At 63.5% G+C, this 14580-nt stretch carries 13 protein-coding genes; 4 read left to right on the forward strand and 9 right to left on the reverse strand.

All coding sequences use genetic code 11. From position 1 onward, the window contains the following. Positions 1-36: 36 nt before the first annotated feature. Genes E2A64_RS12970 through E2A64_RS12990 form a run of 5 tightly spaced genes read right to left on the reverse strand, consistent with a single transcriptional unit; the run spans position 37 to position 5578 of the window. Entirely contained in the window at positions 37-1251 is a 1215-nt protein-coding gene (locus E2A64_RS12970) for a molybdopterin molybdotransferase MoeA (RefSeq protein WP_133284889.1), read from the reverse strand. 27 nt (positions 1252-1278) lie between these two features. Then, entirely contained in the window at positions 1279-1785 is a 507-nt protein-coding gene (gene moaC / locus E2A64_RS12975; RefSeq protein ID WP_133284890.1) for a cyclic pyranopterin monophosphate synthase MoaC, read from the reverse strand. A 3-nt stretch (positions 1786-1788) separates the two neighbouring features. Beyond that, on the reverse strand, positions 1789-2616 hold the full coding sequence (gene trpC, locus E2A64_RS12980; protein WP_133284891.1) for an indole-3-glycerol phosphate synthase TrpC: 828 nt from the start codon (positions 2614-2616) through the stop codon (positions 1789-1791). A 3-nt stretch (positions 2617-2619) separates the two neighbouring features. Further along, positions 2620-3651, reverse strand: coding sequence for an anthranilate phosphoribosyltransferase (gene trpD, locus E2A64_RS12985; protein WP_133284892.1), 1032 nt, complete (start codon positions 3649-3651; stop codon positions 2620-2622). Between the two features lie 43 nt (positions 3652-3694). After that, the gene (locus tag E2A64_RS12990; protein WP_133284893.1) at positions 3695-5578 is read right to left on the reverse strand and encodes a SurA N-terminal domain-containing protein; all 1884 of its coding nucleotides are present in this window, start codon (positions 5576-5578) and stop codon (positions 3695-3697) included. Positions 5579-5770: 192 nt separating this feature from the next. Between E2A64_RS12990 and tpiA the strand changes: the two genes are divergently transcribed. The 3 genes from tpiA (at position 5771) to pyrG (ending at position 9069) form a co-directional block, all read left to right on the forward strand. Next, the gene (gene tpiA / locus E2A64_RS12995) at positions 5771-6538 is read left to right on the forward strand and encodes a triose-phosphate isomerase (protein WP_133284894.1); all 768 of its coding nucleotides are present in this window, start codon (positions 5771-5773) and stop codon (positions 6536-6538) included. 129 nt (positions 6539-6667) lie between these two features. Further along, positions 6668-7225 (forward strand): preprotein translocase subunit SecG, encoded by a 558-nt coding sequence (gene secG, locus E2A64_RS13000; protein ID WP_133284895.1) that lies wholly within the window; start codon positions 6668-6670, stop codon positions 7223-7225. 212 nt (positions 7226-7437) lie between these two features. Further along, a complete protein-coding gene (pyrG, locus tag E2A64_RS13005; RefSeq protein WP_133284896.1) occupies positions 7438-9069 on the forward strand; it encodes a CTP synthase in 1632 nt (543 codons plus the stop codon). Between the two features lie 77 nt (positions 9070-9146). Here the strand turns inward: pyrG and E2A64_RS13010 are convergent, their stop codons facing one another. The 4 genes from E2A64_RS13010 to E2A64_RS13025 all read right to left on the reverse strand — a co-directional run bounded on the left by E2A64_RS13010 (position 9147) and on the right by E2A64_RS13025 (position 13501). Then, positions 9147-10001, reverse strand: coding sequence for a universal stress protein (locus E2A64_RS13010; RefSeq protein WP_133284897.1), 855 nt, complete (start codon positions 9999-10001; stop codon positions 9147-9149). Between the two features lie 58 nt (positions 10002-10059). Next, positions 10060-11544 (reverse strand): SulP family inorganic anion transporter, encoded by a 1485-nt coding sequence (locus tag E2A64_RS13015; protein ID WP_133284898.1) that lies wholly within the window; start codon positions 11542-11544, stop codon positions 10060-10062. A 221-nt stretch (positions 11545-11765) separates the two neighbouring features. After that, positions 11766-12590: an FkbM family methyltransferase gene (locus tag E2A64_RS13020; RefSeq protein ID WP_133284899.1), complete on the reverse strand. Its 825-nt coding sequence runs from the start codon at positions 12588-12590 to the stop codon at positions 11766-11768. A 50-nt stretch (positions 12591-12640) separates the two neighbouring features. Continuing rightward, complete coding sequence (locus tag E2A64_RS13025) at positions 12641-13501, reverse strand: D-alanyl-D-alanine carboxypeptidase family protein (RefSeq protein ID WP_133284900.1); 861 nt, start codon at positions 13499-13501, stop codon at positions 12641-12643. A gap of 183 nt (positions 13502-13684) precedes the next feature. On the opposite strand from E2A64_RS13025, the gene E2A64_RS13030 reads away from it, so the two are divergent. After that, positions 13685-14578, forward strand: a complete 894-nt coding sequence (locus E2A64_RS13030) for a VOC family protein (RefSeq protein WP_133284901.1) — start codon at positions 13685-13687, stop codon at positions 14576-14578. Positions 14579-14580 lie beyond the last annotated feature (2 nt).

Raw genomic sequence — 14580 nt, forward strand, 5'->3', positions numbered from 1 at the left:
GTGTTCCGCAAGCGGTGAAGAAACGATTAAGGAACATCACGCGCTCAAAACCAGCACGTCCGTTTCGTCACCCGTGTGGGCCGCCGGCGCAAAGGGCGGGCGGACGATCAGGCAGTCGGCGTCGGCGAAAACGCTCATGAGGGAGGAGTCCTGGAGCTGGAAGGAAGAGGCTATCATCTGTCCCTCGGCGTTCAGCGAGAGGCGGCCGCGCATATAGTCCTGCCTTTCGCCATTTTCCGGCAAGGCATTGCCGAGAAAGGCTTTCCGGAGCCGGCGGGGGACGGCACGGCCGGCCAGAAGGGCGACCAGCGGCTCGAGGAACAGGTAGCCGCAGACAAGGCTCGAGGCGGGGTTTCCGGGCAGACCGAGCACTTTCATGTCGCCAAGCCTGCCGGACATCAACGGCTTGCCGGGGCGCATGGCGATCTTCCAGAAATCGAGGCTCATCCCGCGGTTCCTGAGCGCGTCCTGGACCAGATCGTGATCGCCGACCGATGCGCCGCCGACCGTCACCAGCACGTCGGCGCCTTGCGTCAGGGCCGAATCAAGCGCTGCGTCGAGCGCCTGCATGTCGTCCCGGGCTATGCCGAGATCGATCACTTCACCGCCTGCGGCGCGCACCATGGCGGCGATGCCGTAGGTGTTGGAGGCGATAATCTGTCCGGGGCCGAGTTCTTCGCCGGGCAGTTTCAGTTCGTCCCCGGTGGCGAGGATGGCGACTTTCGGCCTTGCATGAACCTCGACCCTCGGGTGATTCATGGCGGCGGCAAGCGTGATCGCGCCGGGATCGAGGAACCTGCCGGCGGCGAGACCAGCGCGGCCCTTGGTGAAATCGACACCGGCGAGGCGGACATGTTTGCCTTCCGCCGCACTCACCCCCATGCGCACGCGACCGCCTTCAAGCGTCTCGGTGTCTTCCTGAATGACGATCGAATCGGCGCCGTCCGGCAGCGGGGCACCGGTGAAGATACGCACCGTCTGGCCGGTCCGGAGCGTGCCTTCGAAACCATGCCCGGCAGCGGATTCGCCGATCAGTTCGAGCTCGGCGCCAGGCTCCGTTACATCGGCACTGCGGACGGCATAGCCGTCCATGGCGGACGCGGAGAAGGGCGGCTGGGTGCGCAGCGCCACCAGATCGCGAGCAAGTACGCGGCCTGCGGCCTCGCCAAGCGTCAGCGTTTCGGTGCGGGTGACGGGCTTTGCGTCGCCGGTGACGCGGGAAAGGGCTTCGTCGACGGGCATCAGGGCCATGGGCGTGGTTCCTTTCCTTGACGAGGATCAGTCGAGGGTCGCGGCAGTCCAGTCGCCGGACTTGCCGCCGGATTTGGCCAGGACGCGGATGCCGGAGATTTCCATGCCGCGATCGACCGCCTTGGCCATGTCGTAAATGGTGAGGCATGCGATGGAGGCTGCGGTCAGGGCTTCCATTTCCACCCCGGTCTTGCCGGTCAGACGCGCAAGCGCGCGCACCCGCAGGCCGGGCAGGGTCTCGTCGGCGGTGATGTCGACCTCGACCTTGGTGAGCGCCAGGGGATGGCAGAGCGGAATGAGATTGGCGGTCTGCTTGGCCGCCATGATGCCGGCGATGCGGGCGGCGCCGATGACGTCGCCCTTCTTCATGTCGCCCGCAAGGATCAGCGCGAGCGTATCCGGCTTCATTCTCACATGGCCTTCGGCGGTCGCTTCGCGGCGGGTGTCGGCCTTGTCGCCGACATCGACCATCGAGGCCGAGCCGTCCTCGGCCAGATGGGTGAGCCGTGCCGTGTCCTCGCCGCCGGTAGTCATGATCTATTCCGCCGCCGTACGACCGGCCTCGTCGAGACCGAGAAGCGTGCGGGTGGCCGCGGTCACGTCGTCCTGGCGCATCAGGCTTTCGCCGACGAGGAAGGTGGAGATGCCGCATTTGCCGAGCCGCGCGCAGTCGCCCGCGGTGAAGACGCCGCTCTCGCCGACGAGCAGATAGCCGTCATTGCCGGGCACCATCGGGGCGAGACGCTCACTGACCTCGAGCGAAGTCTCGAAGGTGCGCAGGTTTCTGTTGTTCACGCCGATCAGGCGGCTGCCGAGGCGGGAGAGGGCACGTTCCATTTCCGCTTCGTCATGCACCTCGATCAGCGCGTCCATGCCGAGTTCGAATGTTTCATCCTCGATGCGCCTGGCGTCGTCGTCCGACAGTGACGCCATGATGATCAGGATGGCGTCCGCGCCCCAGGCGCGCGCCTCGTGCACCTGATAGGTGTCGAACATGAAGTCCTTGCGCAGCGCCGGCAGCGATACCGCATTGCGGGCGGCAGTGAGAAACTCCGGCGCGCCCTGGAAGGACGGGCCGTCGGTCAGCACCGAGAGACAGGCAGCGCCGCCGGCCTCATAAGCCTTCGCGAGGCTCGGCGGATCGAAATCGGCGCGGATCAGGCCCTTCGACGGGCTTGCCTTCTTGATCTCGGCGATCAGACCGGTCAGTCCGGCATCACGCTTGGCTTCAAGCGCCGTCATGAAGCCGCGCGGCGCTTCGACGTCAGCCCGGGCAGCTTTCAGATCATCGAGCGAGCGGGCGGATTTCGCCGCCGCGATCTCGTCGCGCTTGTAGGCTTCGATCTTCTCGAGAATATCGGCCACGGCTCAGCCCTCCTTCTTCGGTGCTTGCGCCTGCGAGACGGTCACGAGCTTCTCGAGGGTGGCGAGTGCGGCGCCGCCGTCGATGGATCTTGCGGCCAACTCGACGCCTTCGGTCATGGTTTCAGCCTTGCCGGCGATGATGAGCGAGGCGGCGGAGTTCAGGAGCACGATCTCGCGATAGGCGTTCTTTTCGCCCTCGAGCACGGTGCGCAGCGCCTTGGCATTGTACACGCCGTCACCACCCTTGAGTTCGGCGAGATCGACACGGCCGAGGCCGCACTCTTCCGGAGTGATCGTGAATTCGCGGATCTCGCCCTTTTCGAGCGCGACAATCTGGGTGGTGCCGGTCGTCGTCATTTCGTCGAGACCGTCGCCATGGACGACCCATACCGTCTCGGACCCCATGTCGCGCAGAACCTCGGCAATCGGGCGCAGCCATTGCGGCGAGAAGACCCCGACGAGCTGACGGGTCACGCCGGCCGGATTGGAGAGCGGGCCGAGGATGTTGAAGATGGTGCGGGTGCCGAGCTCGACCCGCGACGGACCGACGAAGCGCATGGCGGAATGATGCGCCGGAGCGAACATGAAGCCGAGGCCGGCCTCGCGAATGCAGGTTGCGATCCCCTTGGGCGGCAGCTCGATCTCGACGCCGAGCGCCATAAGCGAATCGGCTGCGCCGGATTTCGACGAGAGCGCGCGGTTGCCGTGCTTGGCGACCGGAACGCCGCAACCGGCAACCACGAATGCGGTGCAGGTCGAGACATTATAGGTGCCCGAGGCGTCCCCGCCGGTGCCGACGATATCGACAGCGCCGGCGGGAGCCTCGACGCGGATCATCTTCCTGCGCATCGTGGAAACCGCGCCGGCGATCTCTTCAACGGTCTCGCCGCGCACGCGCAGCGCCATGAGAAAACCGCCGATCTGCGAAGGGGTTGCCTCGCCGGACATCATCACGTCGAAGGCAGCAGTCGCCTCATCCCGGTTCAGGGCTTCCCCTGCGGCTACCTTGGCGATGAAGGGTTTCATTTCAGCCATTGGTCGTCGGTTCCTTGCCGCTCTGCGGATCCCGTCGCCGGGATCAGTAGGAGATTGCGCGCTCGGCGAGCGTCTGGTTGATGCTCACACCATAGGTGTCGCGCAGTTCGGTGACCATCTGATCGAGCAGGTCGTCGGCCACGCGTGCCGAGATCTGCTGCCGGTCCTGATCCTGTACCGCATCGGCGCCGCTGCCGGAATTGACCGACATCACCTTGAACACGATGCGGTTCTGAGCGCCCGCGTCGGCCGCGACGCCGGCATGGCCCTCGGGGCCTCCGAAAGCGGCCTCGACGGCTGCTTCACCGAAAACCGGATCCTGGTCGGCACGCTTGAGCGAATATTTCTGCTCGACAGCGATTCCGAGGTCGGCGGCGACGGTTTCAAGGCTCTCGCCGTTCTTGACCTTCTCGGCGACTTCGGTCGCCTTGGCGCCGAGTGCCTCGTTGGCCTTCTCCGCCTTCCAGTCGGCAACGACCTGGTCGCGCACTTCGTCGAGCGGCTTCTGGCGAGAAGGGGTGACGTCGTCCACCTGATACCAGATGAAGCCGTCGGAGCCGATATTGATGGGCGGGAGTTCGACGTTCACATCGGCTTCGAATGCACCCTCCAGGACGTCACGCGATTCCGGAATGTCGTTGATGACCTTGCCGGACGGATCGCGACCCGCGCGGTCGACGGCTTCGACGGTGCGCATGGGAAGTTTCTGCTGGGTTGCTGCTTCGGAGAGAAGCGTGCCGCCGGCGAGCGCATCCTCGAAACTGTCGTGGACGGTCATCACCTGGTCATAGGCTTCCGTGAGCGCGATCTCCTTGCGGATTTCAGGCTCCATCTCCTCGAAGCTCTTCTCGGCGCCGGCGGTGATGTTGCTGACGCGCAGGATCACCGGACCGAAGGGGCCGTTGACGACCTCCGTGGTGCCGCCTGTATCCGCGACGGCGAATACAGCCTCGCCGATGGCGGCGGACGGTGCGTCTTCCTTCGTGAAGGAGCCGATGCCGATGTCGTTGGGGTTGCGGCCCAACTCGGTCGCAAGCTCGTCGAAGCTCGTTCCGGACTTGAGTTTGGCGGACGCTTCATCGGCTGCGGCGCGGTCTGAAAAGACGAGTTGATCGACCGCGCGCTGCTCGGGCGTGGAGAACCTGGCCTTGTTGGCCTCGTAATCCTGACGGACGACCTCGTCGGAGACCGAAGCCGGATCAGCGATGTCTTCCGGCTTCAACGTCACATAGGTGATCTTGCGATATTCCGGCGCTTCGTAATCGGCCTTGTGCGCCTGGTAATAGGCTTCGACCGCGGCATCGTCGGGCTCGGCACCCGTCTCCAGGACCTCCGGGGTCAGCAGGATATAGTTCACGTCACGGGTTTCTGACTGATAGGCGGCCAGAGCTTCGATCATGGCGTCGGGGGCCTTGAAGCCGTCGGAGACCGCTTCCACGATCTGGGCGCGGACGGCGACCTTCGAGCGGCTTTCGATATATTCGGCTTCGGACATGCCGACGGAGCGGAGCACCTGGGTGAAGTTGCCACGGTCGAAACGGCCGTTGAAATCGTGGAAGGCCGGATCATCGGCTACCAGCTTGGCAAGGCGGTCGTCGGAGAGGCCGAGATTCATGCGGCGGGCCTGTTCGTCGAGAGCGGCACCGGCGATCACCTCGCCGAAGGTGCGCTGAGGCACGCCGAATGCCTTCGCCTGCTCGCTGGTCAGCCGGGTGTTGAGCTGGCGCCCGATGGTCGCCATCTGCCGGTCATAGGCGAGGCGGTACTCGTTGGGCGTCACGGTGGTGTCACCGACGGTCACCACCGAATTGCTAGCGGCGGTGAACATCGAGCCGCTGATTCCCCAGACGCCGAATGCGGCGACGAGCAGAATGAGAAGCAGTTTGGCGACCCAGCCCTTGGAGGCGTCTCTGAGGGTGTCAAGCATGATGGCTCCGGCATGTCCGGGGCCGGCACTAGGCGCGGCCCGATTGAGAATACTGGTGACCCTTTAGACCAAAGAGCAAGGCTTTTGAAGGGCATCTGAGCCTCCTGTCCCGGTGATTGCGCTCGCTCTCATTGGCATTGTCACACGGCTCTGCTAATCCCCGGCACAGATTTGCTGGCAAGGGAGATGTTGATGACGCCCGATATCCGTCCGCTCGTTGCGGGAAACTGGAAGATGAACGGATTGAGATCCGATCTCGATCAGATCAAGGCGATAGCCGACAGCATCGACGCCGAACTCGCCGAAAAGATCGACATTCTGCTGTGCCCGCCGATGACGCTTCTCTATGTCGCGACGGCGCTGGCGGAAGATACGGCCTTGCTGGTCGGGGCACAGGATTGCCATACCTCGCAGTCCGGCGCCCATACCGGCGACGTTTCGGCGCAGATGATTGCCGATTGCCTGGGCGAGTTCGCGATTGTCGGTCATTCCGAGCGGCGCACCGATCACGGCGAGGACGACGCGACGGTGAAGGCCAAGGCACAGGCCGCGATTTCCGCCGATCTGACCGCGATCGTCTGCATCGGAGAGACAGAGGAAGAGCGCAAGTCCGGCAGGACGCTCGAGGTTCTGGGCCGTCAGCTGGAAGGCTCGGTTCCCGGCGGCGCAACCGCGGAGACCGTGGTCATCGCCTATGAGCCCGTCTGGGCCATCGGCACCGGCCTCACGCCGACGCCGGCCGACATCGAGGAAGCTCACGCGTTCATGCGCCGCACGCTTGCCGATCGCTACGGCGCGGAGGGCGAGAAGATGCGGCTTCTCTACGGCGGTTCCGTCAAGCCGGGCAACGCAAGCGAATTGATGGCGATCGCCAATGTCGACGGCGCGCTCGTCGGCGGCGCGAGCTTGAAAGCGGTCGACTTCCTCGCCATCTGTGAAGCCTACCGTACGCAGCATTGAGGTGAAGCGGTCTTCCGGGGCAGGGCAATTGGGCTCGAACCCCTTGGAAATCCGCCGAGCCTCGTGTAAAGAGCGCGCAAATTCTCCGAACGGCTGCCATTCTGGCGGCTACGCGAGCAGGAATATTCCATGCATACCGTTTTGATTGTCATCCATCTCATGATCGTGCTCGCCCTTGTGGGTGTGGTGCTGATCCAGCGTTCCGAAGGCGGCGGCCTCGGTATCGGAGGCGGCTCCGGTTTCATGTCGGCGCGTGGTGCAGCCAACGCGCTCACCCGTACCACCGCGATTCTTGCGACGGCGTTCTTCATCACCTCGCTGGCGCTCGGACTGCTCGCCCGTTACGGCACGACCACGAGCGACATTCTCGACCGTATTCCGGTCGAGACGCAGGGGCAGGGCAACGGCATTCTCGACCAGCTCGGCGGTTCGAGCGAAGCCGAACCGGCCGTTCCGGCGCCCGCCGCCGACGCCAACGGCGTTCCCACCGACAGCGATACCACCACCACGGCTCCGGCTGCGACCACCGCGCCTGCCGCCGAAGCGCCCGCATCGGACGCGCCGGCTGCCGACGCTCCGGCAACCGAAACGCCTGCCGCCGAAGCGCCTGCCGCAGACGGCGCCAGCACCGACGTGCCGGGCGCCACGGCGCCTGCAGAGGACGGCAGCGTCCCCACCGGCCAGTAACAGGCCGCCTGTCATCACCGACCCCGGTTCGGCCATCCGCACCGGGGTTTTTTCTTGGCCGCGTCGCAGCGGATGTTTTCCACAGGCGGGAGCGATTTATCGCGCCAGCCCGTCCGCCATTGCGATCAGGCCGCCGCTATCCACGAAAAAGTCTCCCATGGGGATTTTTAGGGGTGGCGGAATCAGTTCAGCCGAAGTAACCGGTCAATCCCATGGCGCGATATGTATTCATCACCGGCGGCGTGGTTTCCTCGCTTGGCAAAGGCATAGCAGCGGCGGCTCTCGGGGCCCTGCTGCAAGCACGCGGCTACAGCGTGCGTTTGAAGAAACTCGACCCCTATCTCAACGTGGACCCGGGCACCATGAGCCCGACCCAGCACGGCGAAGTGTTCGTCACCGATGACGGTGCCGAGACCGATCTCGATATCGGTCACTACGAGCGCTTTACCGGACGGTCGGCGGTTCAGGCGGACAACATCACCACGGGCCGCATCTACAAGAACATCATCGACAAGGAACGGCGCGGGGACTATCTCGGCGCAACCGTCCAGGTCATTCCGCACGTCACCAACGAGATCAAGGATTTCGTGATCGACGGCAACGAGGACTACGACTTCGTGCTTTGCGAGATTGGCGGCACGGTGGGCGACATCGAGGCGATGCCGTTCGTCGAGGCGATCCGTCAGCTCGGCAACGACCTGCCGCGCGGCAATGCGGTCTATGTCCATCTCTCGCTGATGCCGTTCATCGCTGCGGCCGGCGAACTCAAGACCAAGCCGACGCAGCATTCGGTGAAGGAACTTCAGGCGCTCGGTATCGCGCCGGATATCCTTCTGGTGCGCGCCGACCGCCCGATCCCGCCGGAAGAGCGCCGCAAGCTGTCGCTGTTCTGCAATGTGCGTTCGACGGCGGTGATTCAGGCACTCGACGTTGGTTCGATTTACGATGTGCCGTCGGCCTATCACCGCGAAGGCCTCGATACGGAAGTCCTGGCCGCATTCGGCATCGATCCTGCTCCCGCACCGCGCATGAGCGCCTGGGAAGAGGTCTCTGCCCGTATCCACAACCCCGAAGGGGAAGTGACCATTGCCATCGTCGGCAAGTATACGGGCCTCAAGGATGCCTACAAATCGCTCATCGAGGCGCTGAACCACGGCGGTATTGCCAACCGGGTGAAGGTCAATCTCGAGTGGATCGAATCGGAAGTCTTCGAACAGGAAGATCCCGCACCCTATCTCGAGAAGGTTCACGGCATTCTGGTGCCGGGCGGTTTCGGTGAGCGCGGCGCCGAAGGCAAGATCGCCGCTGCCCGTTTCGCCCGCGAGCACAAGGTCCCGTATTTCGGGATCTGCTACGGCATGCAGATGGCCGTTCTCGACGCCGCGCGCAATCTCGCAGGTATCGAGGACGCGGTCTCTTCCGAGTTCGACCGCAACAAGGGCACCGCGGTCGTCGGCATCATGACCGAATGGCTCAAGGGCAATCAGCTCGAAAAGCGCGCGGCGAACGGCGATCTCGGTGGCACGATGCGCCTGGGTGCCTATCCGCATCCGCTGAAGGCCGGGACGAGGATTGCGGAAATCTACGATTCCACCGACGTCTCCGAGCGGCATCGCCACCGCTACGAGGTCAATATCGACTTCAAGGAACGTCTCGAGGAAGCGGGTCTGGTATTTTCCGGCATGTCGCCGGACGGTCTGCTGCCGGAAACGATCGAATACGAGGACCATCCGTGGTTCATCGGCGTGCAGTATCACCCGGAGCTCAAGAGCCGCCCGCTCGATCCGCACCCGCTGTTCGCGAGCTTCGTGGGCGCAGCGCTCGAACAGAGCCGGCTGGTCTGAGGCATCGACAGATCGAAAGAAAAAAAGGCGCTGGAGAAATCCGGCGCCTTTTTCGTATCAGAACGTGTTCGTGGTCCCTAGCGCACAAGCAGGACCGGCACGAGACAGGAGCGGATCATCTCGGTGGTGGTCGAGCCGATGATCAGGCTGCGGATGCGCGAGTGGCCATAGGCGCCCATGACGACGAGATCGACGCTATTGTCCTTGACATAGGTGCCGAGCGCCTTCTCCGGCTGTCCGTCGATCACATGGCTCGAAGCGTCATGGCCGGCTGCGCTCAGCTGCTCGACGGCGAGCGAAAGGCTCTCTTCGATGTCGCCGTTCGTGCGACCGACATAGACGATGTCGACATCGAGGCCCGAGAGGAGCGGGGAGTTCGCCGCGAGTTCGACCGCCTTGCGGCTTGTCGCGCCGCCGTCCCAGGCGATCAGAACCTTGCCGACCGGCTTGAACGCCCGCGAGGCGACCAGCACCGGCTTCTCGCTGGTTCGAACGATGCGCTCGAGGTTCGAACCCAGGTGCAGGCTTGCGAAATCGGCTGCTTCGCCCCGCTTGCCGACGACCACGAGGGCCGCCTTTTTCTCGCGCTCCGCGAAAAGGTCGACCAGGTCGCCCCGGAAGAGATGCTGCTCGATCTGCGTGACACCGTTCTCGCTGAGGATCCTTGCGGCATCCTCTAGGATGGCGCGGCCTTGTTCGTGCAGCAGCCGGGCCCGCTCCGCATCGAGCGAGCTGAGCTTCTCCAGAAGCGCCGTGCGGGCGCCGAGCGCGATGGCGCCGGAGCGGTCGCCGGTGTCGCTTGCCTCGCGGCGGCCGATCACGTGCATGATCTCGACACTGGCGTCGAGCTGTCTGGCAGCCCAGGCGGCGTGTTCGCACACGCTTTGCGAATAGGTCGAACCGTCGACCAGCGAGATGATTTTACCGTCCATCGTCCGTTCCTCCTGGCAGGCGGGCAACCGGCGCCCCCGATCCGCCATTCCTTTCGGTCTAGTGCGAGAGCATTTCGTCCATCGCGCCGGGCTTGTCATGAATTGCAAGCCTGTCGACGATCGTTTCCGAGGCCTTGTTCAGGCCGATGATCTCCACCTCGGCGCCCTCGCGGCGGAATTTGAGAACCGCCATGTCGAGAGCCTGAACCGATGAAATGTCCCAGATATGGGCCTTCGATACATCGATGGTGACATGATCGAGGACTTCGCGGAAGTCGAAGCCGCGCATGAAGTCTTCAGACGAGGCGAAGAAGAGCTGGCCTTCGACGAAATAGGTTCGCTTGCGGCCGTCTTCGGAGAGTTCCGAGCGGACGGCGAAGATCTGCGAGATCTTCCATGCGAAGAAAATGCCGGAGAGAAGAACGCCGACGAGGACGCCGATTGCCAGATTGTGGGTGGCGACCACGAAGGCGACCGTTGCGAGCATCACGATAGACGAGGAGCGCGGGTGGGTCTTGAGGTTGACGATCGAGGACCAGGAGAAGGTGCCGATCGACACCATGATCATGATGGCGACGAGGGCCGCCATCGGGATCCGGGCCACCCAGTCGCCGAGCACGACGCAGAAGAACAGGAGCATCGTGCCGGCCACGAAGGTGGAGAGACGGCCGCGTCCGCCCGATTTCACGTTGATGATCGACTGGCCGATCATGGCGCAACCGGCCATGCCGCCGATGAAGCCGGTCAGCGTGTTGGCCACACCCTGGCCGATACATTCCTGATTGCGGCTGGAATCGGTGTCGGTGAGATCGTCGACGATCGACTGGGTCATCAGCGATTCGAGAAGGCCGACGGCGGCCACGCCCACGGAATAGGGCAGAATGATCAGCAGTGTCTCGAGATTGAAGGGGATCTGCGGGATCAGGAAGACCGGCAGCGTATCGGGCAGGTCGCCCATGTCGCCGACGGTACGCAGATCGAGGCCGAGCGCGAGGCTGATGGCGGTCAGGACCACGATGGTCACCAGTGGCGAGGGAATGGCGGTGGTGATGCGCGGGAACAGGTAGATGATGGCGAGACCGGCTGCGACCATCACATAGGTGAGCGGGGGAACATCGATGAGTTCCGGCAGCTGTGCCATGAAGATCAGGATTGCGAGCGCATTGACGAAGCCGGTCATCACCGATTTCGAGACGAAGCGCATGACATAGCCGAGCCGCAGGAAGCCGGCCGCGATCTGGATCAGGCCGGCGAGAACCGTGGCGGCCAGCAGATATTGCAGCCCGTGGTCACGCACCAGGGTGACCATCAGGACCGCGGTCGCCGCGGTGGCGGCGGAAATCATGCCCGGACGCCCGCCGACGATGGCGGTGATGACGGCGATCGAGAACGAGGCATAGAGGCCCACCTTCGGATCGACGCCGGCGATGATCGAGAAGGCGATCGCTTCCGGGATCAGGGCGAGCGCGACCACGAGGCCGGAGAGGATGTCGGCGCGGACATTATGGGTCCACTGATGCTTGTAGGAGGCAATGGAAAACATGGTGTCTCTGCGGTTTGTCGCGTGCCGCGCTCAAAAAGCGCGGAGGACGGGTCGCAAGTCCCATTGTCAGGAAGCGACCGGCGGGTTCGTCGGCAATGACCGGATGAAATTTGTGCAATGCACGATGCGTGCAATAGCGCGATCAGGCCTGAAAGCCAAGGGCGGAACGGTTTTGGCGGCATCAGTGTCGTCGCCGGAAGAGGATCGTACCGATGGAGACGTCAGATTTTCCGGTCACGATGGACGCAGAAGACATCGTAGTGCTTCCAGTTCATGACGTCATCGACCTTCACCTCGACTGATGTGAGGTCGGTCCAGGAGTCGACAAGATAGGCGTCATAGCCCATTTCATCGAGCCAGCTGAGGAAGGCTCTTCGTTCCGAGGCAGGGGTTCTCGTGTAGACTTCTGCCATGATGTGGGGCCGAGTGCGCCCGATGAGCTCTTTCATGCTCTTCAGAACGGACAGATCGTTGCCCTCGGTGTCTGTCTTGACGAGGGCGGTCCGATCCAGGCGGTCCGGCTCCGCGGATACGATTTCGTCGATAACGTTTCGTCCCTCGACTTCCAGCGGATAGACGTGACCGTGCGACCACTTCGTTTCCTCGCCGAGATCGCCGCCGTTGCAGTATCCGTTGTCGGAATAGTTGAAGGTCATCCGGCACGGTGCATGGGTGGCTGCGAAGGGAAGAACCTCGATCCGGGCAGCATCGGGGTTCAGCGAAGCGTTCTTGCGCAGGATGGGAAGCACATACCTGTTCGGCTCGACCGCGAACACCACGCCGTCGGGCCCGGCAGCGAGGGCAAACAGAACGCTGGTATCGCCCGAATGCGCCCCGATATCGATGACCGTCGAGCCGGGAGAGATATAGCGCCGCAGCGCATCAACCGATGCCTGGTCGAACGTGGTGCGGCCGTATTTGGGATGCTGCCATTGCGCAAACGAGACCTTTCCCTCGCTCTCGAGCGTAAAATCTTCCAACTCGTAGCCATAGGAAACCGAGGGCTTCTTGAAGCCGAGCAGCGCGAAAAAATCCTTGAGCTTCATGAATCCGGTCCTACGGTTGTCTTATCCGGCGAGAGCAACGCGGTCAGCATCTAACGGCGGAAAGCGTAGTACTCAATCAGCTGGGTCATGCGCTGATCGCGGATCTTCGACGAATCCTCGCCCATCACGACGCCGACGAGATAGCGGCCATTGCGGCGCGCCGAGGTGGCCAGATTGAACCCGGACGCCCGTGTGTAGCCAGTCTTGAGGCCGTCGGCGCCGGGGATCATGTCGAGCGCCTTGTTGTGCCCGCGAATGGTCTTGCCGTCGTACTCGAACGAGCGAAGCGAGAAATAGGCGTAGTATTGCGGAAAGCGCGACTTCAGTGCCACGGAAAGCCGCGCCATGTCGGTTGCCGTCGTCACCTGATCGGGATCGGGCAGGCCGGAAGCATTGGTGAAGCGAGTGCGCGACATGCCGAGGGCGCGGGCCTGCTGCGTCATGATCTGTGCAAAACGTTCCTCGGAGCCACCGGCCAGAAACTCGGCGACCGCTGTCGCGACGTCATTGGCGGACTTGACCACAAGCGCGCGGATGGCGGTGTCGACCGGAATGGTCGAGCCGGCCTTGATGTAGAGCTTGGAGGCAGGTTTGCCGGCCGCGTTGGGAGAGACCGGGATAGGCGTGTCGCGGCTGATCTTGCCTGATTCCAGCGCCTGGAACAGAAGATACAGCGTCATCATCTTGGTAAGCGAGGCGGGAAAGCGCGTCTGTTCGGCATTGGCCGAATAAAGCGTCTGTCCCGTTCCCGCATCAATCACGATGGCGGAGAATTTCTCGGGAACGGGCGCGACCGTCGCGACGGGAGTAAGCGTCTCGGTCGTCGAACAGGCCGATGCACCGACGAGCGTGAGCCCGAGCATGGCTGCGCCGAGGGCACGTGTGATGTAGTTCCCGAGGGAGAATTGCATTTCAGTCCCGTTTTCCAAATCGCCGCCATCAGAACTAGCGGCCACCCATGGCGAAGGCAAGGTGCGGTCTTGCGTTAGGGTCGACGATCCCACGGTCAGGTGTCGCATTCGGTTGCGTGGGCGCGAACGGACCTGCTAAGGGAGCCACGACCTTCAGTTCTCTGTTTCTGCCGGGAGGAAACGATGGCAAATCCGCGCAAGGCCAGGCGGCTCGATCACCTCGTCCTTCCCGTGCCCGAGCTTTCGATCAGCCGTGCCCGCCACGAGGCGCTTGGCTTCGTCGTCGCGCCCGAGGCGCGCCATCCCTTCGGGACCGAAAACGCCTGCGTCTTCTTTGCCGACGGCACCTATCTCGAGCCGCTCGCCATCGCCAGTCGCGAGGAGTGCGAGGCGGCCGCGCGGGCAGGCAATGTGTTCGTCGCCCGCGATCAGGCCTACCGCTTCCGCCGCGGCGAGAACGGGTTCTCCGCGCTCGTCACATCTTCCGACGATGCCCGGGCGGACCATGGGCGCTTCATCGCCGACGGAATTTCGGCAGGCGACATGCTGGAATTTTCGCGCCCGATGAAGCAGCCGGATGGTTCGGAGACGACGGCGAGCTTCCGGCTGGCCTTTGCCGCCGATCTGCGCAGCCCGGATTTCCTCGGTTTCTCGGTGGAGCGAATCGCGATGCCTGCGGCCGACCGCTCCGCGCTGACGGCGCATGAGAACGGCGTCATCGGCATCTCGGAAGTCGTGTTGAGCGAAACCAACCCGACCGACTTCCAGTATTATGTTCAGGAGCTTGCGGACAATCGCGAGGTCGATGCCCATTCGTTCGGGATGGCGATCGAACTGGATGGTGCGACGATCAACGTGATGACGCCCGACGGCTTGAAAGCCTTCTTCGGCGTCGAAGTGAATTGTCATGCGCGCGGCCTGCGGGCAAGAGGCATCGTCTACCGCGTCGCTGATCTCGCGCGGACCGAGGCGTTCCTGTCATCGCGCGGCATCGCGCCACACCGCAAGGACCGCAAGCTCGTCGTTCTGCCCGAAGCGGGGCAGGGCGCATTCTACGCTTTCGAGGAAGGTAACTGAAA

Source organism: Pseudohoeflea suaedae, from assembly GCF_004354915.1.
Lineage (GTDB): Bacteria > Pseudomonadota > Alphaproteobacteria > Rhizobiales > Rhizobiaceae > Pseudohoeflea > Pseudohoeflea suaedae.

Coding starts and splice junctions, on each gene's coding strand:
- E2A64_RS12970 (WP_133284889.1), bottom strand. CDS start 1,251: ATGGCCCTGATGCCCGTCGACGAAGCCCTTTCCCGCGTCACCGGCGAC.
- moaC (WP_133284890.1), bottom strand. CDS start 1,785: ATGACTACCGGCGGCGAGGACACGGCACGGCTCACCCATCTGGCCGAG.
- trpD (WP_133284892.1), bottom strand. CDS start 3,651: ATGGCTGAAATGAAACCCTTCATCGCCAAGGTAGCCGCAGGGGAAGCC.
- E2A64_RS12990 (WP_133284893.1), bottom strand. CDS start 5,578: ATGCTTGACACCCTCAGAGACGCCTCCAAGGGCTGGGTCGCCAAACTG.
- tpiA (WP_133284894.1), top strand. CDS start 5,771: ATGACGCCCGATATCCGTCCGCTCGTTGCGGGAAACTGGAAGATGAAC.
- secG (WP_133284895.1), top strand. CDS start 6,668: ATGCATACCGTTTTGATTGTCATCCATCTCATGATCGTGCTCGCCCTT.
- pyrG (WP_133284896.1), top strand. CDS start 7,438: ATGGCGCGATATGTATTCATCACCGGCGGCGTGGTTTCCTCGCTTGGC.
- E2A64_RS13010 (WP_133284897.1), bottom strand. CDS start 10,001: ATGGACGGTAAAATCATCTCGCTGGTCGACGGTTCGACCTATTCGCAA.
- E2A64_RS13015 (WP_133284898.1), bottom strand. CDS start 11,544: ATGTTTTCCATTGCCTCCTACAAGCATCAGTGGACCCATAATGTCCGC.
- E2A64_RS13020 (WP_133284899.1), bottom strand. CDS start 12,590: ATGAAGCTCAAGGATTTTTTCGCGCTGCTCGGCTTCAAGAAGCCCTCG.
- E2A64_RS13025 (WP_133284900.1), bottom strand. CDS start 13,501: ATGCAATTCTCCCTCGGGAACTACATCACACGTGCCCTCGGCGCAGCC.
- E2A64_RS13030 (WP_133284901.1), top strand. CDS start 13,685: ATGGCAAATCCGCGCAAGGCCAGGCGGCTCGATCACCTCGTCCTTCCC.